This window comes from Polyangium sp. 6x1, from assembly GCF_029946515.1.
In the GTDB taxonomy this organism is placed as follows: Bacteria; Myxococcota_A; Polyangia; order Polyangiales; family Polyangiaceae; genus Polyangium.
The window spans coordinates 1-16,650 of record NZ_JARZHH010000051.1 but is presented as its reverse complement, the minus strand read 5'-3'; the positions used below and the strand labels follow the sequence as shown (position 1 = coordinate 16,650).

At 68.5% G+C, this 16,650-nt stretch carries 15 protein-coding genes; 8 read left to right on the top strand and 7 right to left on the bottom strand.

What is annotated here, in order from left to right:
* The first annotated feature begins 51 nt into the window (after positions 1–51).
* The gene (locus QHF85_RS35165; RefSeq protein WP_281331767.1) at positions 52–525 is read left to right on the top strand and encodes a hypothetical protein; all 474 of its coding nucleotides are present in this window, start codon (positions 52–54) and stop codon (positions 523–525) included.
* 236 nt (positions 526–761) lie between these two features.
* Here QHF85_RS35165 and QHF85_RS35160 read toward each other — a convergent pair whose 3' ends face one another.
* Both QHF85_RS35160 and QHF85_RS35155 read right to left on the bottom strand, forming a co-directional pair.
* Positions 762–1,022, bottom strand: a complete 261-nt coding sequence (locus QHF85_RS35160) for a hypothetical protein (RefSeq protein ID WP_281331766.1) — start codon at positions 1,020–1,022, stop codon at positions 762–764.
* A gap of 656 nt (positions 1,023–1,678) precedes the next feature.
* A complete protein-coding gene (locus QHF85_RS35155; RefSeq protein WP_281331765.1) occupies positions 1,679–2,176 on the bottom strand; it encodes a hypothetical protein in 498 nt (165 codons plus the stop codon).
* Positions 2,177–3,038: 862 nt separating this feature from the next.
* Here QHF85_RS35155 and QHF85_RS35150 point away from each other — a divergent pair.
* Positions 3,039–3,515: a helix-turn-helix domain-containing protein gene (locus tag QHF85_RS35150; protein ID WP_281331764.1), complete on the top strand. Its 477-nt coding sequence runs from the start codon at positions 3,039–3,041 to the stop codon at positions 3,513–3,515.
* Positions 3,516–4,019: 504 nt separating this feature from the next.
* On the opposite strand, the gene QHF85_RS35145 is transcribed toward QHF85_RS35150, so the two are convergent.
* On the bottom strand, positions 4,020–4,154 hold the full coding sequence (locus tag QHF85_RS35145; RefSeq protein WP_281331763.1) for a hypothetical protein: 135 nt from the start codon (positions 4,152–4,154) through the stop codon (positions 4,020–4,022).
* Between the two features lie 394 nt (positions 4,155–4,548).
* On the opposite strand from QHF85_RS35145, the gene QHF85_RS35140 reads away from it, so the two are divergent.
* From QHF85_RS35140 to QHF85_RS35130, 3 genes are all read left to right on the top strand, one after another.
* Positions 4,549–6,033, top strand: a complete 1,485-nt coding sequence (locus QHF85_RS35140) for a site-specific integrase (RefSeq protein WP_281331762.1) — start codon at positions 4,549–4,551, stop codon at positions 6,031–6,033.
* Between the two features lie 68 nt (positions 6,034–6,101).
* The gene (locus QHF85_RS35135; protein ID WP_281331761.1) at positions 6,102–6,431 is read left to right on the top strand and encodes a four helix bundle protein; all 330 of its coding nucleotides are present in this window, start codon (positions 6,102–6,104) and stop codon (positions 6,429–6,431) included.
* 261 nt (positions 6,432–6,692) lie between these two features.
* A complete protein-coding gene (locus QHF85_RS35130; RefSeq protein ID WP_281331760.1) occupies positions 6,693–7,232 on the top strand; it encodes an RNA polymerase sigma factor in 540 nt (179 codons plus the stop codon).
* 695 nt (positions 7,233–7,927) lie between these two features.
* Here QHF85_RS35130 and QHF85_RS35125 read toward each other — a convergent pair.
* Both QHF85_RS35125 and QHF85_RS35120 read right to left on the bottom strand, forming a co-directional pair.
* Entirely contained in the window at positions 7,928–8,236 is a 309-nt protein-coding gene (locus QHF85_RS35125; RefSeq protein ID WP_281331759.1) for a hypothetical protein, read from the bottom strand.
* A complete protein-coding gene (locus tag QHF85_RS35120; protein WP_281331758.1) occupies positions 8,233–9,402 on the bottom strand; it encodes a hypothetical protein in 1,170 nt (389 codons plus the stop codon). The genes QHF85_RS35125 and QHF85_RS35120 overlap by 4 nt, the downstream gene beginning before the upstream one ends.
* Positions 9,403–9,890: 488 nt before the next feature.
* On the opposite strand from QHF85_RS35120, the gene QHF85_RS35115 reads away from it, so the two are divergent.
* Entirely contained in the window at positions 9,891–10,463 is a 573-nt protein-coding gene (locus QHF85_RS35115) for a hypothetical protein (RefSeq protein ID WP_281331757.1), read from the top strand.
* 18 nt (positions 10,464–10,481) lie between these two features.
* On the opposite strand, the gene QHF85_RS35110 is transcribed toward QHF85_RS35115, so the two are convergent.
* Both QHF85_RS35110 and QHF85_RS35105 read right to left on the bottom strand, forming a co-directional pair.
* Positions 10,482–13,733: a UvrD-helicase domain-containing protein gene (locus tag QHF85_RS35110; RefSeq protein ID WP_281331756.1), complete on the bottom strand. Its 3,252-nt coding sequence runs from the start codon at positions 13,731–13,733 to the stop codon at positions 10,482–10,484.
* 133 nt (positions 13,734–13,866) lie between these two features.
* Entirely contained in the window at positions 13,867–14,244 is a 378-nt protein-coding gene (locus tag QHF85_RS35105) for a hypothetical protein (RefSeq protein WP_281331755.1), read from the bottom strand.
* Positions 14,245–14,322: 78 nt separating this feature from the next.
* Here QHF85_RS35105 and QHF85_RS35100 point away from each other — a divergent pair, with 78 nt between their 5' ends.
* Together QHF85_RS35100 and QHF85_RS35095 are read left to right on the top strand one after the other, a co-directional pair.
* Entirely contained in the window at positions 14,323–15,531 is a 1,209-nt protein-coding gene (locus tag QHF85_RS35100) for an MFS transporter (protein ID WP_281331754.1), read from the top strand.
* A 21-nt stretch (positions 15,532–15,552) separates the two neighbouring features.
* Positions 15,553–16,446: a hypothetical protein gene (locus QHF85_RS35095; RefSeq protein ID WP_281331753.1), complete on the top strand. Its 894-nt coding sequence runs from the start codon at positions 15,553–15,555 to the stop codon at positions 16,444–16,446.
* Positions 16,447–16,650 lie beyond the last annotated feature (204 nt).

Genomic DNA, 16,650 nt, shown 5'->3' with positions numbered 1-16,650 from the left:
CGTGCCTAGCTCGCCGCGCCCTTCTGCCGCTACGGCCTCGGCCTCGGCTTCGTGAGGCTCCAACGGTGGGGGGACGTCGTGCCGACGGCCGCGCCCGCGCCGCCCCCGGTCGGGCTTGTGCTGCGGTCTGCGCGCTCCGCGCCCGCGCGCCTCGTTTGGCTTGGGGGGCGCCTCGTTCGGGTGGCGCGTGGTGTCCTCGGCCTTCCCGCTCGGCGCGCCCGCCTCGGCCTCGCGCGGCTCGTTCTGCGCGAATTGTTCCGCGTGCCCCTCGGCCTCGCGGGGCTGGATCCCGCCCGGCTCGACGTGCGCCTCGTTCGGCTCGTGCGGGTTGTCCTCGGCCTTCCCGCTCGGCGCGCCCCCCTCCTCGCGCGCCTCGGCCTCGCACGGCTCGCCGCGAGCCTCGGCCGTCCCGATCGGCGCGCCCGCCTCGGCCTCGCGCGAAAGCTCCCCAGCGTCGGCCGTCCGGACCTCGAGAGCATCGAGGGAATGCTCGTCCTCGCGCCGCCCATTGCATTCGAGCCCTGATTTTGCTAGCTTCATGTTCTCTCGACCATCCGCGGCCGTCCGGGTGTCCCCCCCGGGGCGGCCGTTTTTCTTGGTACACAATCCCAGCGCGCACGATCGCCGCTCGCGCGAGCCATCGCAGCGCGCACCTGTCTCGCCGCGCCGCCCTCCTTTCGACGCGCCCCCCTGCATTGTGGTTGCGAGGCCGCGAGCATCGCCCGGCATCGAGGCCGAGGACGCGCGCGCCTCGCGTTCGTTCAGGCGAGCGCCGCCGCGCCCGCCGACGACGCTGCGCCGGCCGTGTTCGCGGTGTCGTTCGCCGCGAGCCGATCGAGCGCCGCGCCGAGCTCTTCCCGGATCGCGTCCAGGTTCGCCCGTGCGCGCTCGAGAGCGATCCGCGTTTTCCTCGAGACGGGTTTTCCGCCGAGCACGTGCCCTGCGGTGATCGGGTGAAGATCCGCCGCGCCCGCGACGAGCAGAACGCGCTGTCTATCGTTCAGTCTATCGAGGTCTGCCATAGCTCGGCAATCTATCCACGACGGACGCGCCTCGTGCAAGGCATTTCGTGCACGCGCTGCATATCGAAATATCGGCGGGTTTGGCCCGGTATTCGTGACGGCAGACCGCACGGATACCGCTCGATTCCCGTCGATACCGAGCTACCCCCGCGCAGCACGGCCGCCCGGGGTACCGTCGGAAGCAGGAGGCCGCGAGCTCGACGCGCCCGCCGAGGAAGGTCCGCCCGGCCTTGCACGTCGAGCCTTGCCCGAGCGGGCCGCCCGCCCGCCGATCGAGGGTGAGAGCATCGAGCCCGCTTCGCGCTTCTCGGCCTCGGCGCGAGCCGATCGGCGCGCCTGGTACAGGTCGGATCCTCAAAACAGACCGCTACCGCGCGCCTCGCGGCGAGCTCGTGCACGTCGAGCCGCACGCATGCGCCCGCCGAGGCGGCGCTCGTCCTCGCGGCCCGCTGGCCAGCTCGCCCGCGCCCGCGTGCGTCGCGATCCCCTCCGCGCGAGCTCGTGCACGTCGAGCCGCACGCATGCGCCCGCCGAGGCGGCGCTCGTCCTCGCGGCCCGCTGGCCAGCTCGCCCGCGCCCGCGTGCGTCGCGATCCCCTCCGCGCGAGCTCGTGCACGTCGAGCCGCACGCATGCGCCCGCCGGGGCCGCGAGGAAGCTACGCCCGGCCGGGCCTCGGCCCCGTCGCCGGAAATTTGGGCATCTCGAGGACGGATCGCACGATCCCGCGCATGGCGCAGCGGAAGGCGAGCACGAGGAAGGCGAGCAAGGGCAACGCGAGGACGAGCACGAGCCGCACGGCAGCGAAGAAGAGCGCCGCAGCGAAGAAGAACCACGCGACGAAGAGCCCCGCGAACCGCACGGCCACGAAGACGAGCAAGAGGCAGGCGAGCAAGCGCCATCGGCCGGCTGCGCGGACCGAGGCGCCTCGCAAGCCTTCCAAGGCGCAGCGCAAGCGCGTCGAGGCGCGCGTCGAGCCCCAAGCGAGCACGCCGCCCGCTGCGCCAGCCAAGGCGCGCGTCGAGCCCCAAGCGAGCACGCCGCCCGCTGCGCCAGCCAAGGCGCGCGTCGAGCCCCAAGCGAGCACGCCGCCCGCTGCGCCAGCCAAGGCGCGCGTCGAGCCCCAAGCGAGCACGCCGCCCGCTGCGCCAGCCAAGGCGCGCGTCGAGCCTCAAGCGAGCGCGCCGCCCGCGCCCGCCGAGACGGACATCGAGAGCATCGCCGCAAACGAGAAACCGCGCAGTAGCCCTCCGGTCCCTCACGCCGCTAGCCAACAGGCGCGAGCCACGAGCCAGCCGAAGCAGACCCACCCGTTCCTAGATGACCCCTACGAAATCCATCACACCGCGACCAAGCAACGCGTCGCGATGGTTCTTGAGCGTCGCTGGGACGAGCTCCGCAGTCGCATTCGGCCGACGATTGCCGAGGAGGACTTAGCGAATGCGTACATGCTTCTCCTACACGTCGGCATGAGATTAGAGGGTGGCACGTTTTGGGATCGCGCCCGGCTTCGCGATGCCCTCGATGCCATTACAGGCCGTCCCAAGCGGGACGTGGAGCGCTACGCGCGGTATGTCCACCAAATTCGGCGCGGTGCGGAACGTCTGCGAAAGACGCCCGAAGCAGGTCGCATGCAGTGGGCGGCGAGTCTGCGCGCGATTCTCATGCAGTGGCACGATGCCGCATTCGCCCGACTCGCGCTGCCTATGCTGATCGGGCAGCTCCGCGACGTCGACCTTACCGGCAAAGGCGGTACAGCGAAGGAGGGCGTACCTATGGCTGCCGCTTGGCTGGCCGTACACGTGGGAGCGTTTAGCAGTGAAAAAGTCGCGGGCGATCCGGCCGCAAAGGCAAAAACGATGGCCCGCAGATTCAGCTCCGCGGCATCAGAGCACCCCGACACGTCTGCGGGTCGACACAAGCCGCCCCGAGCGCGTTAGCGGGTCGCGAACTGTTAGCGGGACGCTAACAGTTGGACTCTACAGACAAATTCATCTTGCATGACTACGAGAAGGGTCATGCACGCGAAACGTTCAAAGATTCCCCGGTCCGAAGGTGTCACCCCCGGCGCGCGCAGACGGGAGGCGTGGAGCATGAGTCCCGATGATATCCCGCCTGACGTACGCGCCGCCGCGTTGACGCTGCTCGGCTACTTCGTGAGCATCGTTCGGAACGAGGCGGCGAAGGTCGCGACGAACGACAACGGAGCGCCCGCATATTACACCGCGGAAACGTGCGGCATCCCTCCCACGACATTCCGACGTCTCTGCCGGGATGGAACGTTGAAGGGGGCCAAGATCATCGGACGATCCTGGCACGTGCCGCGAGCGAGCTTCGATGAATGGCGCGCGCAGCATGCCACGGCAACACGTGCGCCGGCCGGCCGTGAAGATGCCGCACCCGCAACGGAACGGAGCGCCGAGGAACTACTCGAGATAGAGCGCCGCGAGGAAGCAGAGCAGGGGAAACCCGCGCCGCGCCCGCGCCGTCGCTGATACCGCCGAGGCGCCTAGCGCGAGTTCCGGACGGTCGAGACATCGATCGGCCTCGTGCTCGCGCGTCCTCGGCCATTGTGTGCGCCCGTGGGGGGCGGGCGCTGGGCTCAACACTCGAACGGAGCGGCGAGGCGCACGCGAGCGCCGCCGCTGATACGCCATGACGAACCACACACGAGCGGCACCTCGATGCGCGCCGCCCGAACGGACCGATCCGCCCTTCGCCCGGCGAGCCATCGAGGCCGAGGACGGCCCCGAGCTCGCCGTGCTTTCGAGCGTGCCGCCGCGCCGCCGCGCCGTTGCTGCGCCGGCCGGACATGCGCCCTCCCAGGACACCCCGCGCAAGGAGCACGAGCGCCGCCGCGATCACGCTGGAGACGATCGCCCGACCGGCCGAACCTCGAGAGCACCCCGACGCGGGCGCGCAGCGGGCGCGAGAAGATCGGCGAGGGGGGAGAAGCAGGCTTCGGCCGCTACCGCGACGCGGGCGCGAGCACGAGGCGCCTACGCGCCGCCGCGAGCCGATCGGACCGGCGCGCCGAGGCCGAGGCCGAACGCGAGCACGAGGCGGACCTCGAGAGACCCCGCGAGCTCGCCGAGGTCCCTCCGCGCCGAGACCGACCGGCGCTGCTCTGCCACGCACCCCCACGGGCGCGAGGACGGGCGCAGCGTGCGCGATGCGACGCCGGACCGCTCCCCCCTCGCCGATCGCTTCCCGGGCCCGCTGCGCGCCACCACGAGCGATCCGGGCGGCCGAGCACGTCCCTTGACCGCGGGCGGGATCCGTGATCCGCTTCCCGCGCAGCACAAAAAAGCGGGCCTCCATGCATGAAGCCAACATGCACGGGGGCCCTGAGCAAAACCCCGCTATCGACGAGGTTAAGCCTATGGGCCTTGTAGCGCCTTTTTGTTCGCGATCCAAGCCGGATTCCATCCACGCCAGCGCGGAGGTCCGGTAATGGGACGCGCTCGCACTGGTACGTGGAAAACCTCGGGCCAAGGTTTCCAAATATACGTCACCCTCCCGGCCTCGATGGTTCCAGGCCGCGCCGATCGGCGCCTCCCTGGGATCCCCGTCCCCGCCACGATCGGCGGGCGCAAAGTGACCGAGGCCGAGCTCGATCGGATCGCTACGCATTACACGCAAAACCCCGGCGAGGCGATCAAGCGGCTCGCCGAATTGGGGAAGCTCCCCCCGTGGGTGCCGATCGAGCTTGTCCCCCGTGAAGCCCTGCAGAAGGGCGCGCAAGCCAATCCAGCGGCGGCGCTCGCGCCCGGCTCCCTTGTCGAGACGGTCGAGAACTACGCCGCGAGGTGGCTCGACGACATCGACAAGCGCGAATACAGCGGGATCGACGCGTACACGACGGCCGTTACCCGGTACATCATCCCCCAGCTTGGGGAGAAACCGATCGTTGCTCTGACGGTCGAGGATGTCCGCGCGTTCTCGCACTACCTCCGCGAGAAGGTCCGCGCGAAAACGCTCGCCGAGACCACGGCCGTCCGATATTGGGGGGTCCTGCAATCGATGTTGAGGGACGCGAGCGATCCGGACCTCCCCGATCTCTACGTCCGGCCGGACAATCCCGCGAAGGTCGTAAAGGCGCCTGCGAAGATCAAGAAAAAGAGCCGGGCTTGTTTGTACCCGTCCGAATTCCTCGCCCTCATTACGTGCGAGAGGATCCCCGCCCGCGCGCGCCGCACGATCGCGCTTTTCGTGTACCTGGGGCTGCGCCTCGGCGAGGCGTATCGGTTGCGCTGGGAAGACTGCGACCTCGAGCATAACGTCGTGACGATCCGGCGAGGGTGGGACGCTGCGCGGAAGCGTGAGAAAGCGCCGAAGAACGGGACGCAGCGGGCGCTCGTATTCGCCGAGGCGGACAACATCATGCCGCTTTTGCGGTACCTCCGCGACAAGGCGGGCGGGAAGGGGTTCGTCTTCGAGGTGGACGCCTACACGTTCCGGCGTCAATTCTCGAAGTACCTCGACCGTGCAGGGCTCACGCGATACGAGCTTCGGAACGATTCCCCGACGCATATCGCTTTGACGGCGCACGGGCTCCGCGCGACGTTTGCGACGTGGAGAGCACGGCGAGGGGATAACCCGCACCACCTTCGCCGCGTCCTCGGCCATGGCAATCAGGCGACCACGGATCGCTATGTCGACGACGCGCAGCTCCTCGGCGCGCACGTGGGGGACGTCTTCCCGCCGTTGCCCGCCTCACTTTTCCAGGATTCTGCGCCGGGTTCTGTTCCGAAGCGCTCGCAACCCCGCGGAATCACTGAGGCGACCAGACACGGAAGCGGAAGCGGAAGCGGGAGCGGAAGCGGGAGCGGAAGCGGGAGCGGGAGCGGAAGCGGAAGCGGAAGCGCGTGCGGAACGGGGGTGCAGAAGATCCCGCTCGGGGACGGCGATCGTACCGTCGTGCTCGTGCTCTTCAAGGCCATGCCGTGCTCCCCGTGCTCGCAGCACTGCGTGCTGCTCCGCGCGGGTCCGCGCGGTGCTGCGCAGCCTTGAAGAGCACTCCGCGCGACGGTCCGGGACGAGGGTCCCGGCGAAAGGGTCGTCGGGCGGAGGGTTTCGTCATGCTGAGGATCTATGAGGTCGTTTTGACCATGGCTGGGGACGCGGCAGGCATTGCGGAGCAAATCGAACGGAGAGACTCGGACCTGGCTCGGCAACTGCGCAGGGCAATGCATAGCGTCGCGCTGAATCTGGCCGAGGGCATGGGCAACCACGCCGGACACAAACGCCAGCGCTACGCCTCCGCCCTCGGCTCGGCACGGGAGGTCCTGGCCTGCGTCCACGTCGCCCAGGCCATGCGCTACATCGGCACGGTCGATGCCCGGGCGCTGGACCGCATGGACCACGTCATCGCCACCCTGGGACGCCTCGTCTACCGCCGCGCATCGTAGGGACAAGCCTCCCGGCCCCTCTCCCGGGACGGGAGAGGGGTCGGGGGTGAGGGTGTTTCAGCGCGCGCAGGATCACGGCTCCCATTCCAACACCCTCGCACCATTCAGGCCGGATCGTGGGCTTTCCCGCGCCAAACCAATCCGATCTTTTACAATTGCCTTCGACCGCAATTCATGAGACAAAACAAGCGACGCCAGCCGGCGCTAGCAACACCGACCGGCGTCTCCCCACAACCCCGTGCAACACCCGGAGTCATGAGTATGGCAACGATACCGCTCCATCCGCCGCCGGCAAACTTTACGGCGGCGCACGCCCTCCTCGGGCGCCTTTACCTCGAACACCGCGATTTCCTGCGCCGCCTCCTCCTCGGTCAGGCCATCCCATCCCGCGACGTGGACGACCTCGTGCAGGAGGTCTTCCTCACGGCCTGGCGGCGCCTCGAATGCCTCATCACGCCGGAGCAGGCTCGCCCGTGGCTCCTGGTGATCGGGCTCAACCGTGCTTGCAATTATCGAAAGCTCTTGCGCCACGCACGAGAGGTCTTCACGGGACTCGCGGAGGACTTCGCCGAGCAGGAAGACCCATCGTCGCCGGACGAGCTGGTGCACGCGACGTACGGCCTGTTCCGGCTCAAGCGCTTCTTGGGAAAGATCGGCCCGCGCATCCGGGCCGTGGTGATGCCTTACCTGGAAGGCCGTTCGATCCGGGAGATCGCCGAATCGCTCGGACTCAAGACGAAGACCGTCCACGCCCGCCTGCACCTCGCACGACGGCACCTCGGAACGCTCGCGCTCGTGTAACCGGCGCCGCGCGTCGTCGGGCGACGGGCTTCGGATGCCCGGGGCGGCGTGCTTTTTCGGTCATTGCATCGGGGGCACGCCGCCGGCAAACAGCGAGCACGGCACGACGGGTCAATGACAGCGAAAATCCGCCTCGCCCCGGGAAGCGCATGCGCTCTGGCAAGTGATCCTCGCGCAACCACATCGGCGCAGGCATCCCCGGCTTTCCTTTCCGTGCCCACAGCCGGCGTCGCATCGCGTGCTTTCCTGCGAGCATTCCTGTTCGCATGCCTTCACACGCTCCTCGGTGAGGATGGGCGCGGGCTCGGGCGGCGCGGGCTCGGGCAACGGGCGGTCCTCAGGCTCGCGCTCCTGCGAGGCATCGGGTGGCGCCGCATCGGCCGTGGTCGCCGTGCGTGGAGCGTCGACCGGGAGGGGCGCCGTCGGAGCAGGGGGCGTCCCGCAAGCGGCCACAAGGACGAGGGGAACGGCGATACGCCAGGGACAATGGCAGGTCACGCCGCAGTCTATCACCCTTCGGTCGTCAGGGGGGGCGCGCATCCTGGATCAGGAGGGCGAGGGGGTGGAAGCGGGAGCGCCGCAAGCGCCGCCGGCTCCACGCAGACCATCCTGAGGCCTGTCGAGGGGCCGCAATAGCATCGAGCATGTTCAGCCGAGGCGGTCGCACGTGTTCGGAAGGAACCAGGTCCCCTCCATCATTCTACGACCGCAGGCTCCAGGTGGCGCTCGATGACCCGCTCCAGTTCCTCAAAATCTACGGATTGACCACGTTCAGCCGTAACATACTCATCTCTGGCCACGCCCGCCGGGATCTCACACTCGTAGTAGTACCGATTGGGCTCCTCGTCGTACGTGGACACGTATACGAGCCGCCGAGGGTTAGCCGGCATCGCGATTCCGATGGCCATGCAATCCGCATCCCAGTGGTCCACCACGACCCAGCCGCGTCGCGGAAGGTCCAACCGCGCGATGAGATCGAGAATCGAGGCGTCTTTGCTCATCATTTGGCGAACCTTCCGTCCGTCAATAGCTTCCGAACCTTATGACTGTGTTGCAACGCCTTTTCGAGCGTCATGTCTTTGATCTCGTCCCAAGGCAGCTCTCGTTGAATACTTCCGCGCCGATATTTCGCTACGAAATCACCGACCTTGGCGTCGAGACTGTTCAATACCTGCTGGGTCGTCGGGCTGTCCGCGTTCAACTTCAGTTTTCGGGCGAGCGCTTCAGCCCGCGTCGTCGGGCCCGCGCTGGGCAAGGCGCGCTCCGGCTTCGGACCAACCCCTCCATCCCCCGGGCTCTTCGGCTTCGGCGGCTCGCTCCCTCCGGCCCCAGCCTTCCCCCCTTTCGACCACGCCTGCCCCTCCCGCGGCCCCGCCGCCTTTCCGCTTCCCTCCTTCTCCTTCGGGACGAAGTTAGGGTGCCGTGCGTGACACAGATTGGCAAGACACTCCTTCGCCCGCTCCACCGGCAGCCCCGTGACCTCCGGCTCCCGCACGTTCCAATCCTGGAGCTGCTCACCGGCAGGGCGAGGCGGCTCGATCGGCGCTGGCTCGTCCGTCCCCTCGCCACCCACGACGCGCGCCGCACGCACCGCCGGCCGCGGCCGAACCGACGTCGACTTCTCCGCACCACGACACGCCTCCCCTGTGCTCCGCGTCCGCCGGACCTGCCCCGGATCGTTTGGACACCTCGCCTCACGGCGCGCCACCACAGAGACCGTCGCCGGAGCCTCCCCCGTCCGCGTTTGTCGCACCACGACCCGCGTCCGCGTCCGATGCGGCTCCTCCGATTCAGGCGCCCTTCGAATCGGCTCCGGCCGCGCCTTCACCGTCACGGTTGACTTCTTGGCCTCCTTCGCCTCGACCGCGCGCGCCGCCGCGATTTTCTTCGGCGCCGGAGGCCGGGGCGGCGAAAGCCTCCGGGCGCACTTCAGGTTGTTGTAGGGAATGGGCAACAGCTTCACGCTGTCCGCGGGCGCATCCGGATCGTAGACATACAGGGGGCTGTCATGGGCCCTCCCCATGGCGAGCTCCCGCGGCTCCCACAGGAGCGTGCCGGAGCCTGAAATGGACCAGGTAGCGACGCTCCGCGGCATGACCGGCGGGCGCGCGCAGACGTGGATCTCCCGATACGAGGATCGCGGCGGCGTACAACCCACGGCGAACGCCATTGCGACCCAAAGGAATGCGAACCAAACCAAAGCCGAGGCCACCCCGCCCCGCGCACACGCAAAGCAGGACCGAGCACGCCCCGGGGCGACCCTTCGAGGATGTCGAACGAATCACCTCCTACCGGAGGTCCCTCGACCTCCGACAGGACGTGTTCGACCTTCGGTAGGAGGTCCCTCGACCTCCGGCAGGGAGCCATCCACCTCCGCCAGGAGCGCGTTTACCTCTGCCCGGAAATCGCCCGCTTCCGCCCCGAGGTCGTCCACCTCCGCCTGTGGATGATTCAACCCCCGGAGGAAATCGCCCACCTCCGCCGGAAGTTCCTTCATCTCCGAGAGGAACTCCCCCGCTTCCGCCAGGTCCTCGCCTGCCTACGGCAAGAGATCGTGGATCCCCAAACGGACATCGCCCGCCTCCACGCGAAGATCACCAACGCTCGGCAGCAGGTCGCCGCTCCCCCATCGGCCCCGCCTCTCCACTTCCTGTTGCCATGGCCCGCACGGATACGTACAGTGCCGACGTACACACCCGAGGTACCACCACCCAAGGAGGAATCGTGGCGCACGTTCCCGCATCACTTTTTACAGGGAAACTTCTCATTGATGCCACCGCGGCGAAGGACATCCTCTTCGACCTGGCGCCGGGGGCCGGCCGGATGCTCAAGCACGCGCAGGAGGGGCTCAAGGACGTCCTCGCCGAGCTGCCCAGCGCCCTGCCCAAGCACGCCGCGACGCTCGGCATCTCGGTCGACATCGTCACACGCATCGCGACCTCCACCGCGAACCTCGAGCTGCTCGAGGAGCTGCTCGGGGACGCACGCAAGCTGGTCGAGGTCCTCGAAGAGAGCATTGCTTACCACGAGGATCAGCGCGAAGCCGAATTCTCGCAGCTCGCCGAAACCATCAAGCGCACCGCGGCCCGGAAGGACCCTTCCGTCGAGGCGGCATTCGAAAAACTCCTCAAGTACGTCGCGCAGGTCGGCGTGAAGGCCGCAGCCACCCGCCGCAAGAACGAGGAGGCGGCCAAAGGCGCATCAGCCAAAGCAAACGACGGTTCGCCCTGAATTCTCCCGCGCGCCACGTCAAAACAACGTGAGCTGCTTCCTCCGCGGATCCGGCCCCTTCTTCGGCAAATCGGCCGTCTCCTCCGTGACGAGCCGCTCCTCGATCTCGCGCAGGAACGGCGAGGCCTCCGTCGCAACCGGTTTGCCGTGACGCACCCGTTCCCGCGCATAGGAGAGGAACAGGCGCTCTCTCGCGCGCGTCATTCCCACGTAGAAGAGCCTGCGCTCCTCGGCCACGTCGGCCTCGTCCTCGCGGCCTTTGAATCGTAATGGCAAGAGGCCGTCCTCGCAGCCCACGATCAACACCACCCGAAATTCGAGGCCCTTCGAGGCGTGCAGCGTGAGCAGCGCGATCCGATCCGCCCGCGGATCCCACGTGTCGACCTCCACCTCCAGCGCGACCTCCAGGCGGAACCGCTCCGCATCCTCGCCCGATCGCGCCGCAATCGCGACCAGCACCACGAGCGCCGCGTCGACGTCGGCTTCCCCGAACGACGGCGCCTCCTCCCCCTCCCCCGCCGCGCTCGGCGTCGCGTCCTCGGGCCCTTGCGGCGCCGCGATCTCCTCGCGCACGCGCGCCGCGGCGGCCTGGAGCGAAGGGCCGAGCGGCGCGCCAGGCTCGTAGGTCGCGACGAACGACCGCACGATCGCCATCGCGGCCGCCCGCTCCAGCACCCGATCGTGCGTGCGCCGCTGGAATGGCATGCCCGAGCGGCGCAGCGCCTCGACGAGCGCGTGGGCCTGCGCGTCGGTCCGATACAGAATGGCCACGTCGCCGAACGCGTGGCTCCCCTCCCCTTCCTCGGGCCCGACGCGGCCCGTATCCATCGAAAAGAGCGAGGTGCCGCCGACGAGGCGCTCGATCACGTGCACGACCCACTCGGCCTCGGCGCGCTCGGTCCGCGCCTCGTGCGTCACGATGCGGCTCCGATCCTCGATGAGCGGGCGGAGCACACGCTCGCCGACCGTCGGCGAGGGCGCAATGACGCCGAGGGCCGCGTCCACGATCGTGCGCGTCGAACGATAGTTCTTGCCGAGGCGCACCACGCTCGCGGCGGGGTAATCCTCGCGGAATCGAAAGAAGAACGAGACGTCCGAGCCGCGAAACCCGTAAATGGCCTGGTCCGGATCGCCGATCGCGCAGACATTCTGCGCCTCGCCGGCGAGCAGGAGCAAGAGGCGGTATTGCCGTTCGTCCACGTCCTGGAACTCGTCGACCGAGAGGTGCACGAAGCGCTCGCGCAAGGCCGCGAGCACGTCGGAGCGCGATTCCAAGAGCTCGACCGCGAGCGTGACGAGGTCGTCGAAATCGACGAGCTTCCGCGCGGCGAGCCCCTCCTCGTAGGCGGCCCAGGCACGATCGAGCTCGCTGCCCGGGAGATATTCCTCGGAAGGACGCAGCAAGGCCTCCGCGCGCCTCGACACGCGCCGCTTCCACCGCGAGATCGCCGCGCAGAGCTGCGTCGCTTTGCGTTCCGTCACGGAGAGCGCCGCCGCCACGAGCTGAACCCGCTCGCGCTCCCCCGCAATGCCAATCTCCGCGTGGTCGCCGTATTCACGCAGAATCAGGAGCCCGAGCGCGTGGAACGTCATCGCCGGCACGCGCTCCCCCGCCTCGCCGAGCAGCAAGACGAGCCGCTCGCGCATTTCCTCGGCCGCGCGCCGCGTGAACGTGATCGCCAGGATCCGCTCGGGCGGGACGCCCTGCTCGTGGACGAGATGCGCGATGCGATGCGTGAGCGTGCGCGTCTTTCCCGTGCCCGGCCCCGCGACCACGAGGAGCGGCCCCCGCACGACCTCGGCCGCCGCGCGTTGCTCGGCATCGAGGCCGTCGAGCAGCGCGGGCGGGCTCTCCGGCGCGCTCGGCTCGGACCGCGGCGCGAACAGCGATACCGGAGGCTCCTCGTCCGTGCTTTTTTTCTTGCGGCCGGGTTTGTCCGCGGCGGCGCGCGTGGTCTTTTTCGAAGGAGGCGTGGGGCTCGGCTCGTCCTCGAAGAGGAGCGCGACCACGGGGCGACGCCTGATCTCGTCCGGCGTGAACAGCCGGATCGTCCCGTATTCCCCGTCGTATCCCGCGTCGCGGATCACACGCCCCGCGCGCATTCGCGCGATCCCCTCCGACAGGAGCGACGACCCCGCCCGCGTGATGTCTTCGAGCGGCGCCTCTTCCAAAATAAAGAGCTCCGGCCCGAGCCGCGAGAGCAGCCCCCGATAGCTCTGCTCCACCACCTGGCTCGACGGTCCCACGCTCGAGAGCTCGGCGAGGACCTCCGGCAGCGGCACGACGCTGCGAAAATCGGGGGCATTCTCCGGCCTGTATCCCTCGTCGCGGTCGGCGAGCTTTTCGACACGATGCAGGACGCCCACCGTGACGGGGCGCCCGCAGGTCGGACAAACCTCGCCGCGCGCGAGCGTCTCCGAGGGTTCGAGGCGCACGCCGCAAGCCCGGTGCCCGTCGAGGTGGTATTTTCCTTCTTCGGGGAAAAACTCCATGGTCCCGACGAAACCTTCGCCCGTCTCCAGGGCGCGGCGCAGCGAGAAATAATCGATCGGACCGTCGAAGACGGTGGTCTCGCGCCCGAGCTTCGGCGGCGAGTGCGCGTCCGAGCTCGACACGAGGCGGTAGCGGTCGAGCCGGGAGAGCCGCCAGTTCATCGCAGGATCCGAGGACAACCCCGTCTCCAGGGCGAACACGTGCGGCGCGAGATCCCCATAACACTCCTCCACCGCGTCGAAGCCGGCCTTCGAGCCGAGCACGGAGAACCAGGGCGTCCAGATGTGCGCGGGCACGAGGTAACTCCCCGGGCTCGACGCGAGCACCATCTCGAGCAGGTGCCGCGAGTCGAGGCCGAGGATGGGCCGGCCGTCGGCGCTCAGGTTTCCCACGCGCGCGAGCGCCGCGACGAACCGCTCGGCCGCCTCGAAATCGGGCACGTACACGAGGTGGTGCACCTTCCGGACGCGCTCGCCTTTCTTGTAAATGGTCGAGATCTCGACCGAGAGCATGAAGCGCACGGGCCCTCGGCAGGGCCCTTCGAGCCGCGCATCGACGGCCTGCTCGAGATCGCTTTGCAGCCGAAAGAGCCCCGGCTCGGCCGGCACGAGCCTCTGCTTGAGCTCCGCCATCCACGCCGGATGCGTGAAATCCCCGGTGCCGACGACCGAGATCCCCTTCCGCCGCGCCCACCAGGCGAGGTGAAACAGGTCACAGTCCGAGCTCGTGGCGCGTGAGTACCTCGAATGGACGTGGAGGTCCGCGTGGTATCGCATGTTTGTCTTTCGGGAACCCCTTACGCCGCAAGTAGCCGAGATCTCGCGACTCGTCAAGCCGCGGACAAACAAAAGAGGTTTGGCCACCTAGAACCCTAGGTTTGGCCCCATGGAACCGGACGCGGCGGAGGTTTTACCGGAAGGAGCGCTCGATCCACGCGTAGAGCGCGGCGGACACGACCACGACGACGAGGGCCGTGAGCAGGCGCGGCCGGAGCCGCTTGCCGGGCTCGAACTGGTAATGGGGCAAGCCGATGATCAAGGCCACGCCGCCGAGCAGGGTGAAGCGGAAAAACTGCAGAGCCACGCGGTGGTTGCTCTCGAAGAGCGCGAGCGGCAGGGGCAGGAGGTGGAAGAACACGACGACACGAAACCATCGCTCCCCGCGCTCGGGCGACCCGAGGCCCCAGAGGAACAGGCCCCAGAGCGAGAGCGTGACGAGGACGAGCCCCGTATTCGCCATGTCTTCGAGGAGGTTGAGGCCCTCGCCGAGCTTCGAAAGGTCCACCATGCCGAGGAGCGCATCATCGCCGTTTTTCGGCCGTTGTGAAAGGCTCGTTTCCCTGATACGCACGAAAGCGGACTCCGGATGAGCGACGACCGATACCACCGCCGCCTCTTCGTGTTCCTCGGCGTGGCGAGCTTCTTCGAGGGGTTCGACACGTTCGCCCTCACCCAGCTCCTTCCCGCGATCCGCGCCGAAATGGGGCTCTCGCCGAGCGACGCCGGGTGGCTCGTCGGGGCCATCTGCGCCGGCTCGATCCTCTCCTACGGCCTCGTCCGGTACGCCGACCGCGCCGGGAGGCGGGGCGTCCTCGCCGTCACGATCCTCGGCTACGCCGTCTGCACCGCGCTCACCGCGCTCGCCCGCGGGCCCTTCACGTTCGGCGCCGCGCAGATCGCCGCGCGATTTTTCCTCATCGCCGAGTGGGCCCTCTCCCTCGTCGTCGCCGCCGAGGAGTTCCCCGCCGATCGCCGCGGCCTGTACATCGGCGTCCTGAATGCGCTGACCGGCGTCGGCGCCATCGTCTGCGCCGGGATCACGCCCGCCGTGATTCAATCGCCCCTCGGCTGGCGGGGCGTCTACGTGCTCGGGACGGCGCCGCTTTTCCTGCTCGCCGTCGCCCGGCGATCGCTACGCGAGACGCGCCGCTTCACCGAGCAGGTCGAGGGCACGAGCCTCGCAAAGAGGTCGTTCACGCGGATCCTCTCCCCGCCGCATCGAGACCGCATGCTCCTGCTCGCGGTCATCTGGATGCTCACCTACGCCTGCACCACGAACGCGATCATGTTCTGGAAAGAGCACGCGATGGGAGAACGCGGGTACACCGAGGGGCGCGTGGGCCTTTACATCTCGATCGCCGCCGTCGCCGGAATGCCGTTCGCATTCCTGTCCGCGAAGCTGCTCGACGTCCTCGGGCGGCGCGGCGCCTCGGTCGTGATTTATCTGTCAGTCGTGGCAGGAACGGCGGGCTGTTATCTCGCGGGCTCCCCGGCGCTCGTCCTGATCTCGCTCGTGCTGGCGATGGGCGGCATCACCGCGACGGGCTCCGTGCTCGCCGCTTACAACGCCGAGCTGTTTCCCACGGAGCTCCGCAGCGACGCTTTCGGGTGGTCGAACCACCTCTTCGGCCGCACCGCGCAAGTCGTCACGCCCATCCTCGTCGGGTACGCCGCCGAATCCGTGGGATGGGGCAAGGCCGTCTCTTCCACCGCGGTCTTCCCGGTGATCGCGCTCGCCCTGATCCTCCTCACATTGCCGGAGACGCGCGGTCGCGAGCTGGAGGATATCGCCTGAATCACGTGCTATCTTGCACGCATGGCCGACGCGCCCGAATCCCCGGCGGAGGCGAGCCCCCCCGGGCCAGCTGAATTCACCGTCCACGCCTACGGTCCGGCCACGCGGGTCCTCTCCGTGGCGCTGCGCCTCGCCGCCCTGCTCAACGTCCTCTACGTGGCCGCGCACATCGCCACCGATATCGTGACCGGATCGAGGACCGCGCCGCCGCTCGCCGTCGCGCTCGGCATCGCCTTTTTCTCCGGCGGCCCCCTCGTCCTCGCGCTCCTCCTCAACCGGAACCATCGCGGCAAAGCCGAAATCGGGCCCGAGAGGCTCACGCTCACGCTGCGCCGCGAGCGATTCGAGATTCCCAACGATTCCATGAAGGCCATCCGTCCGTGGCGCGTCCCGCTCCCCGGCCCGGGCCTCCGGCTCGTCCTCGGCTCGAACCGCTCATTCCAGCGCCGCCTCGTGCCCGAGGATGCCGCAGCCCTGCTCTCTGCCCTCGGCGAAAAGCTCCCCGCGGCCCGATCCGCGCTCGATCACCCCGCCATTCGTTTCGCCGAGGCGCGGCGCGCGCTCGGGCGGCGGTGGCCTTATTTCGTGGTGAAATACGGGCTGATCCCGCTCGGCCTCGCGATCGTCCTTTTCCGCCTGCACCAGTACATCATGTATGGCGGGCCCTTCGGGCAATATCACCTCTTCGGCCTCGGCCCGTATCTCGGAGCCTTTTTCCTGCGATGGCTGGGCGTGCTCGGCGCGCTCGTCGTGTACGCAGGCCTCGTGCGTATCGTCGCGGAGGTGCTCGCGCTCGGCGCGACGTACCTGATCCCACGCCGCGCGAAGGGCCTGCGCCGCATCGCCGAGATCGTTCTGGACATCGCGTATTTCGTCCTCGTCCCCGCGTACGTCCTCGCGCATCTCCTCGCGTGATGCATCAGGGAGGCGTCGCGCCGGGGCGCTGCCCCGGACCCCGCGGGGGCTGTTCGCCCCTCGACCCGAACCAGGGCCTGAGCATTGGTCTCATCTCGCGAGCCCATCCTCCCTGAGCACCCGTAGCATCTCTGCTGCGGGTGCCAGTCGTTCGAGCCCGCGGCTGATGGTGACGGAGCCCGGTGGTCCTCCGGAAGACTTGCC

Bases quoted from the DNA above. Each gene is read 5' to 3' on its own strand.
- QHF85_RS35160 (WP_281331766.1), bottom strand. From the start codon at position 1,022: ATGGCAGACCTCGATAGACTGAACGATAGACAGCGCGTTCTGCTCGTC.
- QHF85_RS35150 (WP_281331764.1), top strand. From the start codon at position 3,039: ATGCACGCGAAACGTTCAAAGATTCCCCGGTCCGAAGGTGTCACCCCC.
- QHF85_RS35140 (WP_281331762.1), top strand. From the start codon at position 4,549: ATGGTTCCAGGCCGCGCCGATCGGCGCCTCCCTGGGATCCCCGTCCCC.
- QHF85_RS35135 (WP_281331761.1), top strand. From the start codon at position 6,102: ATGCTGAGGATCTATGAGGTCGTTTTGACCATGGCTGGGGACGCGGCA.
- QHF85_RS35130 (WP_281331760.1), top strand. From the start codon at position 6,693: ATGGCAACGATACCGCTCCATCCGCCGCCGGCAAACTTTACGGCGGCG.
- QHF85_RS35125 (WP_281331759.1), bottom strand. From the start codon at position 8,236: ATGATGAGCAAAGACGCCTCGATTCTCGATCTCATCGCGCGGTTGGAC.
- QHF85_RS35120 (WP_281331758.1), bottom strand. From the start codon at position 9,402: ATGGCGTTCGCCGTGGGTTGTACGCCGCCGCGATCCTCGTATCGGGAG.
- QHF85_RS35115 (WP_281331757.1), top strand. From the start codon at position 9,891: ATGGCCCGCACGGATACGTACAGTGCCGACGTACACACCCGAGGTACC.
- QHF85_RS35110 (WP_281331756.1), bottom strand. From the start codon at position 13,733: ATGCGATACCACGCGGACCTCCACGTCCATTCGAGGTACTCACGCGCC.
- QHF85_RS35105 (WP_281331755.1), bottom strand. From the start codon at position 14,244: ATGGTGGACCTTTCGAAGCTCGGCGAGGGCCTCAACCTCCTCGAAGAC.
- QHF85_RS35100 (WP_281331754.1), top strand. From the start codon at position 14,323: ATGAGCGACGACCGATACCACCGCCGCCTCTTCGTGTTCCTCGGCGTG.
- QHF85_RS35095 (WP_281331753.1), top strand. From the start codon at position 15,553: ATGGCCGACGCGCCCGAATCCCCGGCGGAGGCGAGCCCCCCCGGGCCA.